A 13,605-nucleotide genomic window follows, 5' to 3' on the forward strand; every position below is an offset into this window, starting at 1 on the left:
CCCCGGCCTAGAAGTTCTTAAAATCAAAGACTTGCGCGCACGGTTGGCCCCCAAAAAAGGGGGTGCTCATGGATCGAGACGGTCCGACCTACGCCGCATACGAGTTGCAGAAGCCCTGGTTGCTTGAGGTTCACGGCCCGATGGCAGGCTCGCGTCTGCTATAAATGTGTGCATAGTCTGCAAATAGCGAACAGCTACGAATTCGTTACCTGATCGCGGACTCCAAGACTCTTGCCCGGTATGCATGAACTACTCAATGGCGTGTACCTCAGGGATCATCGCTGCCTGACCGCAGTGATTCCCGGCCGCATCAGTGAGTTGCCACACCGTCGCATGATCGATCCAAAAGCGTGTGCCGGACTTGGTGATCCGTATCCCTCGATATCCCGCCACGAAGCCATCTCGCGTGACTTTCTCAAGAAACAGTTGGCGTTCGCCCCTCTCCATTGGCTCCGCCGAGAACCGGGAAGGTAGGGCGGTGAGTTCGTCCCAGTCATACCCAAAAATGGCCTGCGCACGCTTGTTGCCGTAGACGAACACGGGATCTACCGCTAAATCGTGCGCCAGAATCCCGAACGGCGCTTCCTCGTACAGCCATGTCGCGGCTTCAGACGCATTCATCCCGGCAGGAACGAGCGACTTGTTGAGCAGTCGGTGATAGCTGTCCGCAAGGATGCGGAAGAAGTGAAGGTCAAGACTCGATGACATCGCAGAATGCTCCAGAGAGGGATTTCGTCGTTAATAGTATGACGATTTCGAGTGCAGCAACATCTGGCGCGCGACCACCCGGTCCAGTCCGTTCAAGCAGACCTTTGTCGGTACCGGCGATATGTTTCGCTCTAAAATGTGGTGGTTTATGAGCCGGCCTACCGGATCATTAAGCAGAAGCATCAAAGGCAATTCTCTACGGATCTCAGCAGCGGAGCGATGATGACGGACATGAATGGTGGTACGACGGATCCAGTCGTCTTCGTAGTAGACGACGATAGTGCCGTGCGCGAAGCTGTCGAAACGTTGCTCGATTCCGTCGGCCTGCATGTCGTTTCGTTCGACAGTGCGCACGGCTTCCTGTCCGCCGGCTTGCCGGACCGACCGAGTTGCGTTGTCCTCGATGTTCGCTTGAAAGGGCACAGCGGACTCGCCGTGCAGGAGCACATCGTGAGGAACATGCGCTTGCCCGTGATCCTGATGACGGCGCACGGAGATATCCCCATGTCGGTTCAGGCGATGAAGGCTGGTGCCGTCGACTTTCTTCCGAAGCCGTTTCGCGGACAAGACATGATCGACGCCGTGACACGCGCATTGGAGTCCGATTGCAAGCGCCGCACGTCCGAACGGTCAATGGCGATATTGCGCGCGTCCTATGACACATTGACGCCGCGAGAACGAACCATCATGACGATGGTCGCCAACGGGCTGCTGAACAAGCAAATTGCGGCCGAACTTGGCCTGAGCGAAATCACGGTCAAGCTGCACCGCGGGCAAGCAATGAAGAAAATGAAGTCGCCGTCGATTGCCGATTTCGTACTGAAAGCGGAAGCGCTGGGTTTGATCAGCCGCGACGAGCGTCTGGCCGCACTGGCCTGAGCGCGCAACGATAACGACCCGCGGCGATCGTGACGGCGCGGCGCCAGATCGCCGGCGTTGCCGGTCGTCATGAACGGCTCCGTCAGCTATACCCCTCTCCCGGAACAGCGATTGCCGGCATGACCGATACCGCCCCCTCCATCATCCCCGAAGACGACGGCATCTCTCACTCCCGCGCATGCTTCACGAATGCCGAAGGGCGGCGCATCCCGGTCGTCGTCGTCCGGCCGCGACGCGGCGCATCTGACACGATCGCCGTTGAACATCTATTGAACGAATACCGGATGCGCGACCAGCTGGATGGCGCGTGGGCGTTGCGCCCGCTCGAATTGCAGCGGCAAGGCGACAGCGTCGCACTCATTCTTGAAAACTCCGCCGGCGTCAGCCTCGAGCAGCTATTGAGTGAGCCGCTGGATACTGAACGCTTTCTGAATATTGCCCTCCTGATCGTCGTCTCAGTCGGCCATATGCACGCCGCCAAGATCGTTCACCGCGATCTCAAACCCGCTCACCTGTACGTTGACGAACCCGGTGACAGTGTGAGGCTCACCGGCTTCGGGATCGCACTCGGCGGCCAGGATCGACCCGAGATGGCAGAGCACGCGGAAGTCATTGCCGGCACGATGCCCTACATGGCGCCTGAGCAAACGGGCCGCATGAATTGGCAGATCGATGCGCGCAGCGATTTGTACAGCATGGGTGTCGTGTTTTATCGCATGTTGACCGGGCAACTGCCATTTTCCGCAACCGCTCCGATGGAGTGGATACACAGTCATACGTCGCGCACGCCCGTCGTGCCCCATCTGCGCCACGGACTCGTAGATCCCCAGTTGTCGGCGATCGTCATGAAACTGCTCGAAAAATGCCCCGGCGAACGCTATCAAAGCGCGGCAGGATTGGAGCGCGACCTGCGTCGATGCATGGCGGAGTGGTCAGCGAGCGCGACGATATCTCGGTTCGAGCTGGGCATCGCCGATCTGCCCGAGCGACTTTCCCGACCGGCCAAGTTGTACGGTCGGGACCAGGAACTGGCGCGACTGACCGGCGCATTTTCACGGGCCATGCTCGCGGGATCGACTGAACTGGTGATGATTTCCGGTTATGCCGGTATCGGCAAATCGTGTCTCGCGCGCGAGCTGCAAACCGCGGTAGGCACGTTTCAAGGGACTTTCGCCAGCGGAAAGTGCGACCAGTACAACAGCGACGTACCGTATGCCTCGGTGGCGCTTGCGCTGAAAGGCATGATCAAGTCCGTGTTCGCCGGAGGCGAAGACGACGTACGCCGGTGGCGCGACGCGATGCTCGACGCACTCGGTCAGAACGGACGCCTCGTCACGGATTTCGTGCCGGATCTCGAACTGCTGATAGGCAAGCAACCCGGCGTAGCGGATTTACCGCCGCAACAGGCACAGGTCCGATTTAAACGGGTGTTGCGGGACCTCATACAGGTATTCGCGACGCTGAGCCCTCCCCTTGTGCTCTTTATCGACGATCTTCAATGGGCAGACGCCGCAACGCTCGATCTCATCGAACATATCGCGCACCATTCCGACATGCGCCACCTGCTGCTGATCGGTGCGTATCGTCACAATGCGGTCGATGCCGATCACCCACTGACGCGAAAGATCTCTATCGCCAAAGCGGCGGGAATCGCCGTTCATGAAATCGACCTGTTGCCATTGAGCGCCAAGGATGTCGCGCCGCTTCTTCGCGACATCCTGCACTCCACCGACAAGTTGGTCGAGCCGCTTGCGAGAGTCGTATATTCGAAGACGGCAGGCAACCCGTTCTTCGTCGTTCAGTTCCTGCATGCACTCGCGGAAGAGAACGTGCTCGTCATCGATCCGGCCGCCGGACGCTGGTCGTGGAATGTTCAGGACGTCCGGAGCGCCCGCTATACGGACAACGTCGCGGATCTGATGGCTATCCGGCTCAACCGGCTTCCACCAAACTGCAACACCGCACTCCGCGACCTTGCCTGCCTGGGCAGCGCAGCGACGACCTGCAATCTGGCGATCGTGCGCCAAACCACCGAAGAAACGTTGCACGACGAGCTTCAGGCCGCCATCCGTCAACAACTCGTCGAACGCGTTGGAAATATCTATCGATTCGCCCACGACCGGATTCACGAGGCAGCATATTCGCTCATCGCTGTCAGCTCGCGCGCGGAAATGCACCTGATGGCCGCGCGGCGCCTGTTACCGCATCTTGCCGAAGGGACCGACGAAGGGCTGTTGTTTGAAATCGTCGGCCAATTCAATCGCGCCGGTGACAAACTCATCTTGGCGGAAGAACGGCACGAAGTCGCGGCGCTCAATTTGCGAGCCGGCATTCGAGCGAAGCGATCCGCCGCGTACGATACCGCGCTGCGCTACTTCAGTGCCGGTGCGGCGCTACTGAGCGCTATACCAACCAACGCCCCTGCCGGCATCCATTTCGAGTTCGAACTTGAGTTTGCCGAATGTGAATTCCTGACCGGACAACTCGAGCTGGCGGAACGGCGCCTGGCAGCGTTGCCGATACAAGGATTAGACCTGATCGCGCGCGGTCGCGTCACGGTACAACGGATGGACGTGTACACGGCGCTCGATCAAAGCGACGACGCAATCGCCGTCGCGCTCGATTATCTGCGTTGCGTCGGTATCACATCGTCGGCACATCCGTCCGATCAGGACGTGCAAGACGAATATGCGCAACTCCACCGACGTGCGGCCGGCCTGACGGGCAATGACATCGCCGGATTACCAGCCATGGTCGACCCGCTGGCATTGACTACGCTGGAGGTACTGACGCGCCTGCTGTCCGCAGCATGCTTCACCGATTTCAATCTCAACTCGCTGATTACGTGCAAGGCGATCAACCTCAGCTTGACCAGTGGAAACTGTGACGCGTCCTGCGTTGCTTACGGCACGCTGACCCGGACTTCCGGTCCGCGTTTCGGTGATTTCGACCTCGGGATTCGCTTCAGCCATGCGGGCTATCGCATTGCCGAACGCAATGTTCAACATCGCTTCCATGCCAGCACGTCGATGGTGTTCGCAATCTTTACGAAGTGCTGGATAGAGCACGTTCGCACATCCGAAGACACGTTGAGGTACGCGTTTTCCGCGGCAAACAAAACCGGGGATCTGTTGTACGCATCGTACTCCCTCAATTGTCTGAATACGGTGTTGCTGTTCGCGGGCGATCCCCTTTCCACCGTTCACACCGAAGCGGAACGCGGTCTTGCGTTCGCCCGGAACGCTCAACATGGATTGGTCGTCGATATCATCTCGACACAAATCGCGTTCATCGACAGCCTGCGAGGGCGGACGAAAAGGCTCGGGACATTCTGCAACGAGCATTTCAATGAACAGGCATTTGAGTCCCGTCTTTCTCAGCGCTGCGGTCTTGCCATCGCGGAGTGCTGGTACTGGACGCGAAAAATGCAAGCACGTTATCTGGCGGGTGACCACGACGCCGCTTTCGAGTCTCTGCTCCGCGCCGAAGCCCTGATGTGGACCTCTTCGATGTTCCTCGAAGAGGCGGAGTTCCATTTCTACGCCGCGCTCACGTTGACCGCAACGCTGGAGCAGATGACGCCGGAGAACCGTGCTCGGCGGCTGGAGCAACTGGCTCGGCACCAAGCGAAACTCAACGTACTGGCGAACCACTTTCCCCGCAATTTCGACGATCGAGCAGCGCTCGTGAATGCGGAGATCGCTCGCATCGAATCCCGCATACTCGACGCCGAGCGGCTTTATGAACAGGCGATCGGTGCCGCACGCGCAAGCGACTTTCCGCATCAGGAAGCGATTGCGAGCGAACTGGCTGCGCGCTTTTACCAGTCCCGTGGCTTCGCGATCATCAGCGATGCCTACTTACGCAATGCACGTTACGGTTATATGCGCTGGGGCGCGCTTGGGAAAGTCCGGCAACTCGACGACGCATACCCGCATCTAGGCACCGACGCGCGTGGCAGCAGCGCGCACGAGACGACGCGGTCCACAGCCGGCGAGATCGACTACTGGATGCTGATCGACGTCTCGCAGCGCGTTTCGTCCGAGATCGTTCTCGAAAACGTAGTCGATACGTTCATGCGGGCTGCACTGACGCACTCTGGCGCGGATCGCGCCATTCTGATTCTCACCGCGGACGAGGGACCCGCGAAGATACAGGCCGAGGCGACGGTCCAAGGCGAAGCAGTGTGCATTCGGCAGGAAAGCTCACCGCTCGATCCGAAGCGGCTCCCGACGGCGACGATCACCTACGTCATGCGGACTCGGGAAGTCCTGTCGATACCGGATGTATCGAAGGATCCAATATGCGCGACCGACGCATACACCGTCGCACATCGAGTGCGCTCGATTCTATGCATTCCTCTTGTCCGTCGCGGCACACTGGTCGGTACGCTTTATCTGGAAAACAGGCTTTCCACGGGCGTATTCGCGCCCACCCGGTTGGCGGCGCTTGGCGTACTCGTTTCGCAGGTCGCCATCACGCTGGAGAACGCACGCCTGTATCGAGAGCTGTCCGACCGCGAGGCCAGAATCAGGCGCCTCGTGGACGCCAACATCATCGGCATCTTCATTTACGCGCTGGATGGCACGATATTGGACGCGAACAGCGCCTTTCTCGACTTGCTCGGCTACAGTCGCGAGGAGCTCCGTCATCGCCAGCTGAACTGGCGGGACATCACACCTCCTGAATGGATTCAGGTCGACTTCCAGATCCACGAACCGGTCCTTCGCGCGACCGGCGTGCTTGCGCCAATCGAAAAAGAGTATTTCCGCAAGGACGGCAGCCGTGCGCCTGTCCTTGTCGGCGCCGCGATGTTCTCGCCCGACGGCGATCAAGGGGTCGCCTTCGTTCTCGATCTGAGCGCAAGCAAGCGTGCGGAGGCACGCGCGCGCGACAGCGAAATCCGGTTCAGCGAAATGCAGCAGGAACTCGCCCACGCGAACCGTGTCTCGACCGTCGGACAGTTGACGGCGATGATCAGTCACGAGGTGAAGCAACCGATCGCCGCGATGTCCGCGAATGCAGACGCGGCGCTGCGGTGGCTGTCTGCTCGCCCCGCAAACGTCGACCGAGCAGCCAGGGCCCTCGAACTGATCGTGCGTGATACCTTGCGAACCGGCGACATCATCGACCGCATCAGAGACCTAGTGCGCAAATCCCCGGTGCGAAAGGAGCAGGTGGACGTCAACGATGCCATACTCGAAGTTCTGTTTATGACTCGCCGCGATGCGGAGAAAAATGGCGTCGGCGTAGAGACGACGCTTGCCGCGCCCGCTCCGATCGTGACAGGCGATCGCGTACAACTGCAGCAGGTCGTACTCAACCTCGTCGCCAACGCGATCGAAGCGATGAACGCCGTCAACGAAGGGCGGCGGCGGCTGTCGATCACCACATCGTGCAGCGACGACGGCATGGTAGACATAAAGGTGAAGGACTCGGGCCCTGGTATGTCGGCCGCACATATGGAACGGCTTTTTGAGCCGTTCTTCACCACCAAGGATACGGGAATGGGCATCGGGCTATCAGTCGCTCATTCGATCGTTCAAGCCCATGACGGACACCTGAGGGCGACCCCCGAAGAACCTTCCGGCACAACATTTCACATCACGCTTCCAGCGTCGCTGGCGTAACCACGTCGCGACATCGACTGCCGGAATTGCGCCGTGTGACTTGGCTCGACCGGCTCTTCATGCAATTTGATAAAAGCCGTGCCATAACAAAATTCACCGCTGTCCGTCTCTCCTAATCTGCGACGACGCGTCACTGCGTAGTCCCGTCAACGCGAGAAGGAGACGATGAATGGCAAAAGTTCTCTGTGTGCTCTACCCGGATCCGACGTCCGGCTATCCGCCGCGGTACGTTCGTGACGGCATCCCGTCGATCGCCGCATATCCCGGTGGACAGCGCTTGCCTACCCCTCAAGGTCCGCTCGGCTTCTCTCCGGGCGAACTCATCGGATGCGTATCGGGCGAGCTCGGCCTTCGGCCTTATCTGGAGGCAAACGGTCACGAACTGGTCGTGACGAGCGACAAGGACAGCCCCGATTCCGTCTTTGACCAACATCTGCCCGACGCGGATGTCGTAATTTCGCAACCGTTCTGGCCAGCCTATCTGACGAGAGAACGAATCGCGAAGGCATCCAAGCTCAAGCTCGCGCTCACCGCGGGAATCGGCTCGGATCATGTCGATCTCCTGGCTGCTGCAGAACGCGGCATTACCGTCGCGGAGGAGACGTTCTCGAACAGCATCAGCGTAGCGGAACATGTCGTCATGACGGTGCTGGCGCTCGTCCGGAATTTCGTTCCCGCTCATCAGTTTGCGGCGAACGGAGGATGGAACATCGCGGACTGCGTGAGGCGAAGCTACGATCTCGAAGGGATGCATTTCGGAACGATCGGGGCAGGGCGTATCGGGCTGGCCGTGCTTCGACGACTGAAGCCGTTCGACGTACATCTTCATTACCACAGCCGTCATCGCCTATCGGCAGACCTCGAACGCGAACTGGGCCTCTCCTACCACGTCAGCGCCAAGTCCCTCGTCCAGGTGTGCGACGTGATCAACTTGCAATGCCCGCTGTATCCGACCACCGAACATATGTTCGACGACGAAATGTTCTCGCATATGAAACCGGGCGCTTACCTCATCAATACCGCGCGCGGCAAGCTGTGCGATAGGGACGCCGTCGTGCGAGCGCTCGAATCCGGTCGTCTCGCCGGCTATGGCGGCGACGTTTGGTACCCGCAACCGGCGCCGCCCGACCATCCGTGGCGCCGCATGCCGAGCGAAGCAATGACACCTCATATCTCCGGCACATCGCTGTCCGCACAGGCGCGCTATGCGGCAGGCACGTTGGAGATCCTGCAGTGCCATCTGGAAGGCCGGCCGATTCGCCCTGAATACCTTATCGTGGATGCCGGGAAACTCGCCGGGACGGGCGCAGCGTCATACAAGTTGAGCTGATACCCCAAAGGCGCCGACACAGACGTCGTTCATTCGGCGTGGAGCCGGCGGTGAACCTTGCGTACCGGCATCCTGACGCAGGAGTGTCGGTAGCCATGCTCCCGAGTTATTGGGGACGTGCGTTCGACACGAACGCCGGCGCGCTTACGGCTGTCCGCACACCGGGCGCCATCGGGTACATATCGCGATGGCGGGCGGCCGCCTGGGCGCTGGGAGGGTAGTCCGAGTTTGGATTGGGCACGGTGCCGTCCCGCTCGGCCTGCGCCAGATCAGCGATAACCTGCGCGCGCGTCAGCACATGTTGCGGAATCTGCGCAAACGCTACAACCGGTGTACCGAGCGCGACAAAGAGTAGCGCACTTGCTGCGATGAGTCGGCGGTTCATGATGAAACTCTCCTGGGCGTAGATCGAGAAAATTGCATCGCGATTGCACAGCGAATGGCGTTGGCGCTGCAATCGACCAACCTATTCTCGTACCGTGCCCCCACCGACACGCTGACTGTTAGATGACGATTCCGAAATCCACGGATCGCTTCAGTTGACCGTCGATCGAACTTTGCAGGATTAGCGGCTTGGGCGCGCGAACGGTGCGATCGACGACCCAGAGCATCACGCAGTGTCCTGCAGCTCGAGCACGTAGCCAGCGCCACGCACCGTATGAATCAGCTTCACCTCGAACTGTTCGTCGATTTTCGCGCGCAAACGCCTGATCGCTACTTCGACGACATTGGTATCGCTATCGAAGTTCATATCCCACACATACGACGCGATTTGCGTTCGGGTCAGCACCTCGCCGTGCCGTCGCGCAAGCAGTTGCAGCAGGGAGAATTCGCGCGGCGTGAGCTCGATGCGGACCGTGCCTCGCTTCACGCGGCGACGCACGACGTCGATTTCAAGATCACCGACGACGATACGCTCCATCTCCCGCGGCGGTCCGCGACGCGCTAGCGTGCGAATACGCGCGAGCAGCTCGACGAACGCAAACGGCTTCACCAGATAATCGTCGGCGCCGAGTTCGAGACCGTGCACTCGGTCCTGTACGTCGTCGCGCGCTGTCAGAAACAACACCGGCGTCATATGCGTGGCGCGCAATCGCTTAAGTACGCCCCAGCCGTCGAGTACCGGCAGCATCACGTCGAGCACGATCACGTCGTAGCTCTCTTCCTGTACAAGCATCAACCCTTCTGCACCGTCTTTCGCGAGGTCGACACTGAAGCCGGATTCTTCAAGCCCCTTCTTCAGATATGCACCGGTCTTCGGCTCGTCTTCGACTATCAGAATGCGCATGATCGTACCCGTGCGAACTGTCGCCGCACGATCGGCGAACCGTCCTGGAAGAAGAAACAGCGACATGCAATCGCGGCCGTATCGGCTACGCCGAGGTTCCCGTTTCCGAAGGAAAAAATCAGGATCCGATTACGCGGCCAAACAGACGAACGTCGTCGCTTGTCAGGTTCCGACGCACGCTAGCTACCTTGCATTCTGGCTGCCCCGGGGGCCTGTGCCGGCCGGTCGACACCCAGCGCCTCGGCCTTCTTCACGAAGTCGGCCAACGAGTGCGAATCCATCTTCTTCATCGCCTGTCCGCGGTGAATCTTGACGGTGATTTCGCTCAGATTCAGTTCTGCCGCGATCTGCTTGTTCATCAGGCCGCTCGCCACGAACGCCATGACCTCGCGCTCGCGCGCGGACAGCGTTGCATAGCGCGCGCGCAGATCGAGGAGCGAACGATGCCCGCTTCGCCATCGCGCATCGCGCTCTAGCGCCGCAGTGACCGCGTCGAGCATGTCCTGCTCTCGAAACGGCTTCGCGAGGAAATCCATCGCACCGGCCTTCATCGCCTTCACCGACATCGCAATATCGCCGTACGCCGTCATGAAGATGATCGGCAGGTGCAGCTCGGCGGTGGCGATCTGCTCCTGAACCGCGAGCCCGCTCTGGCCTTTCAGGCGAACGTCGAGAATCAGGCAGCTCGCGACGTCGGGCTTGTCGAAGGCGAGAAACTCCTGCGCCGACGCGAACGCTTCAACGCGGAACCCGACCGACCGAAGCAGCATGTCGACCGCTGTTCTCATCGACTCGTCATCGTCGACGACATAAACGATCGATTGATGGGCGGCGTCTTGCGCGTCAGGGTTCATTACACGTTTCCTCATCCAGTGGCAATACGAACTGTACGACCGTTCCGGGGCGGTCCGGCATCTCGGCCCAAATACGGCCGCCATGCGCTTCTACTATCGACCGGCATATCGATAAGCCCATGCCCATTCCGTCCCGCTTCGTCGTGAAGAATACGCTGAACAGCCGGGCGAAGTCTTCGTCCCGGATCCCGACTCCGTGGTCCTCCACCATCACGTGGGCGCGGCCATCGCGCGCCTGAGTGCGAAGCCGCAAGCGGCGCGCGCCCGGAGGCACGCCCGACATGGCCTGTATCGCGTTCATCACCAGATTGATGACAACTTGCTGTAATTGCACGCGGTCGCCGCAAACGCGCTGGGGTAACGACGAATAGTCTGTCTCAACGTCCACCCGCTGGGTCTCCAGCTCGCGCGCGACGAGTTCGAGCGATTCTCGCACGACGTCGTTCAGGTCGAGCAGTACCTGTTCGGGCGCACGCTTTCTCGCCATTGCACGGATCTGCCGGATGACATCGGACGCTCGCTTGGCGTCGCGGATCATCTGTGCAACGGATTGCTGTACCTCGCGCAGATCCGGCTCCGGCCGATCGATCCAGCGCAATGCAGCGTCGCCAGCCGTGACGATTGCTGCGAGCGGCTGAGTGACTTCATGAGCGATCGACGCGGCCAGTTCGCCCAGCATCGTTACCCGCGTCGCGTGCGCCAGTTCGGCATTCGATCGATCAAGCGCTTCCTGCGCGACGACTCGCTCGGTGATGTCCATCAATGCACCGACGTATTCCGTCTCGTTTTGATGTCGGATCGGATGCGCAACGTAATGGACATGTTTGATGCGGGCATCGGCCATCGACAGTCGAAACTTGATGTCAAGCGCCGACGCACCCGAGACTTGGCGATTCCACGCATTGCGAACGACGGAAATGTCATCCGGATGGACGCGCGATGCAATCGCCTGCAGGCTCGGTACCATGTGGCGACCGAGTTCGAAGATGCGATATGTCTCGTCGGACCACCACATCGTACCGTCGGGAAGCCGCATCGCAATACTACCGGTATGGCTCAGCCGCTGCGCGCCCGATAAAAGTGCCTCACTGCGGCGCCATGCCTGCTCTGCCTGCTTTCGTGCCTCTATGTCCGCATTCACCCCATACCAACGAACGAGACGCCCGCTCCCGTCGCGAAGCGGTGCCGCGCGGACATGCACCCATCGGTAGACGCCGTCCTCGCGCCTGATCCGGACGGTGTTCTCGAACCGTGATTCGTTACAGACAGCGCGTTCCCATGCGTGCTGCATCGCAACCAGATCGTCGGGATGTACGACGGCACGCCAGATATCCTCTTCGCGCTCGGCCATGGACACGCCGAACTCCGTCCATCGCTTGTTGACATAGCCAATCTTGCCCTCACTATCCGAGCTCCACACCATCGCTGGAATGGCGTCGATCATCGCGTGCAATTCATCTTTCTGCTGCCGCATTTCGCCCTCCAGGCGCTTGCGGTCCGTGATGTCATTGTTGGTCGCGAGTATCGCAACCGCCTTTCCGCCGGCATCACGCCACAGCGCGAGTCGACTCGATATCATCACCACTTTCCCGTCCTTGCGTACACGCTGCAGTTCACCCTGCCACTGTCCAGACTCGAGTACGGTACGGTGAATGCGATCGAGCGGCACCGACGCGACGGTCTGTGTAAGCACGTGGACCGGCTGACCGAGCGCCTGTTCGGCCGTCCAGCCGTAAAGCGCTTCCGCGCCCTGATTCCAGAACGCGATCCTGCCCTGCAAGTCGTATACGACGATCGCGTCATGAGTGAGATCGAGCAACTGCAATCGCTCACGCAAGGTCGCGGTGTTGGCGATATTGCGCAGCGACAAAAGTGCCGTCGTACCTATCGCCAGCAAGCTGACGCAACAACGTGCGAGCGCGCCGCCGGAATAGCGTTCGTCATGCGACAGTCCCAGCGCGAGTAATGTCAATCCCGCGCATCCGCATGCAGCGACATACGTGGCCCGGCGGGAGCCCGCGGACGCCACTAGCAACACCACCACCACGTAAAGCACTGCAATCGCAATATCGAGCGGCGTCACGTCGATGATGAAAATGAGCGACGCCAGTGCACCCGCCAGGGTGTACAACACGCGTGCGTCTTCTCGCCACGGCTTGCCAATTGTCCGATTGCTCATCGTCGTCGTGTTTCGCAGTGCTCGAAGGAAATGAAGCGTACGGAATACCAGTCTGTATCTCGTTTTCCCACAGCAGCGCGTTGGCGATACGAGCGGGGATACCTGGCTTGCGGAATGCGCTACGAGGCCCGGTTTGCCCCGCTGTTCTTCAAAGATTCCAGATGGCGGGCAACTTCCACGCCATCCACGGGTTTACTCAACACGCAGATCGCGCCCATATCGAGCGCCTGCCGACGGACGGCATCGGACGCGAATGCCGAAATGAAAATAATCGGCACCGTGACGCCGCTGTCCAGCAGCCGTCGATACATTTCCAGACCTGAAATACCAGGCATCTGCACGTCCGAAATAACGCAAGAAACGTCCAGAACGTCGTCGGTGGCCAGAAACTGCTCCGCCGATGCGTAAAGTTTCGCGCTCCAACCCAGCGAGCGAACCAGACTGGACGTGGCGACACGGACGGATTCGTCATCGTCAACAATCGAAACGATTGGATAATTCTGCAAACCCGAGCCCTCGGCCGAAATTCCGTTTCGGGTGACCGAACATTGGTCGCCCTGTCGCCCCCAATCATAGAGAAATCGGCAATTTGCGGAAATCATATATATGTATAGTTCCACGCGGTCCCGGTCGGCACCGGTCGTTCATCGCAATGCCGAGCTGTCGGACGCCATCGCCGTCGCGTTTGCTTGGAAAACGCGGCCTCATCCCGATCGGACGACGCCACCTCACGCCGG

General features: G+C 59.9%; 9 protein-coding genes. 3 read left to right on the forward strand and 6 right to left on the reverse strand.

What is annotated here, in order from left to right:
• Positions 1-249: 249 nt before the first annotated feature.
• Entirely contained in the window at positions 250-708 is a 459-nt protein-coding gene (locus G3N64_RS04160) for an MEKHLA domain-containing protein (RefSeq protein ID WP_205782520.1), read from the reverse strand.
• A 222-nt stretch (positions 709-930) separates the two neighbouring features.
• Here G3N64_RS04160 and G3N64_RS04165 point away from each other — a divergent pair, with 222 nt between their 5' ends.
• From G3N64_RS04165 to G3N64_RS04175, 3 genes are all read left to right on the forward strand, one after another.
• Positions 931-1,587: a response regulator gene (locus G3N64_RS04165; protein WP_205782521.1), complete on the forward strand. Its 657-nt coding sequence runs from the start codon at positions 931-933 to the stop codon at positions 1,585-1,587.
• A 119-nt stretch (positions 1,588-1,706) separates the two neighbouring features.
• On the forward strand, positions 1,707-7,217 hold the full coding sequence (locus G3N64_RS04170) for an AAA family ATPase (RefSeq protein ID WP_205782522.1): 5,511 nt from the start codon (positions 1,707-1,709) through the stop codon (positions 7,215-7,217).
• 169 nt (positions 7,218-7,386) lie between these two features.
• Positions 7,387-8,547, forward strand: a complete 1,161-nt coding sequence (locus G3N64_RS04175; protein WP_205782523.1) for an NAD-dependent formate dehydrogenase — start codon at positions 7,387-7,389, stop codon at positions 8,545-8,547.
• A 106-nt stretch (positions 8,548-8,653) separates the two neighbouring features.
• Here the strand turns inward: G3N64_RS04175 and G3N64_RS04180 are convergent, their stop codons facing one another.
• The 5 genes from G3N64_RS04180 to G3N64_RS04200 all read right to left on the reverse strand — a co-directional run bounded on the left by G3N64_RS04180 (position 8,654) and on the right by G3N64_RS04200 (position 13,374).
• The gene (locus G3N64_RS04180; RefSeq protein WP_205782524.1) at positions 8,654-8,932 is read right to left on the reverse strand and encodes a DUF4148 domain-containing protein; all 279 of its coding nucleotides are present in this window, start codon (positions 8,930-8,932) and stop codon (positions 8,654-8,656) included.
• Positions 8,933-9,157: 225 nt separating this feature from the next.
• On the reverse strand, positions 9,158-9,835 hold the full coding sequence (locus G3N64_RS04185; RefSeq protein WP_205782580.1) for a heavy metal response regulator transcription factor: 678 nt from the start codon (positions 9,833-9,835) through the stop codon (positions 9,158-9,160).
• Positions 9,836-10,014: 179 nt separating this feature from the next.
• The gene (locus G3N64_RS04190; RefSeq protein ID WP_205782525.1) at positions 10,015-10,689 is read right to left on the reverse strand and encodes a response regulator; all 675 of its coding nucleotides are present in this window, start codon (positions 10,687-10,689) and stop codon (positions 10,015-10,017) included.
• Positions 10,679-12,868, reverse strand: coding sequence for a PAS domain-containing sensor histidine kinase (locus G3N64_RS04195; protein WP_205782526.1), 2,190 nt, complete (start codon positions 12,866-12,868; stop codon positions 10,679-10,681). Before G3N64_RS04195 ends, G3N64_RS04190 begins: the two co-directional genes overlap by 11 nt.
• Positions 12,869-12,987: 119 nt before the next feature.
• Positions 12,988-13,374 carry a response regulator gene (locus tag G3N64_RS04200; RefSeq protein ID WP_205782581.1) on the reverse strand — a complete coding sequence of 129 codons (387 nt, stop codon included), beginning with the start codon at positions 13,372-13,374 and terminating at the stop codon, positions 12,988-12,990.
• Between the last annotated feature and the right edge of the window lie 231 nt (positions 13,375-13,605).

Source organism: Burkholderia sp. Ac-20344, assembly GCF_017104975.1.
Lineage (GTDB): Bacteria > Pseudomonadota > Gammaproteobacteria > Burkholderiales > Burkholderiaceae > Burkholderia.

Bases quoted from the DNA above. Each gene is read 5' to 3' on its own strand.
- G3N64_RS04160 (WP_205782520.1), bottom strand. From the start codon at position 708: ATGTCATCGAGTCTTGACCTTCACTTCTTCCGCATCCTTGCGGACAGC.
- G3N64_RS04165 (WP_205782521.1), top strand. From the start codon at position 931: ATGACGGACATGAATGGTGGTACGACGGATCCAGTCGTCTTCGTAGTA.
- G3N64_RS04170 (WP_205782522.1), top strand. From the start codon at position 1,707: ATGACCGATACCGCCCCCTCCATCATCCCCGAAGACGACGGCATCTCT.
- G3N64_RS04175 (WP_205782523.1), top strand. From the start codon at position 7,387: ATGGCAAAAGTTCTCTGTGTGCTCTACCCGGATCCGACGTCCGGCTAT.
- G3N64_RS04180 (WP_205782524.1), bottom strand. From the start codon at position 8,932: ATGAACCGCCGACTCATCGCAGCAAGTGCGCTACTCTTTGTCGCGCTC.
- G3N64_RS04185 (WP_205782580.1), bottom strand. From the start codon at position 9,835: ATGCGCATTCTGATAGTCGAAGACGAGCCGAAGACCGGTGCATATCTG.
- G3N64_RS04190 (WP_205782525.1), bottom strand. From the start codon at position 10,689: ATGAACCCTGACGCGCAAGACGCCGCCCATCAATCGATCGTTTATGTC.
- G3N64_RS04195 (WP_205782526.1), bottom strand. From the start codon at position 12,868: ATGAGCAATCGGACAATTGGCAAGCCGTGGCGAGAAGACGCACGCGTG.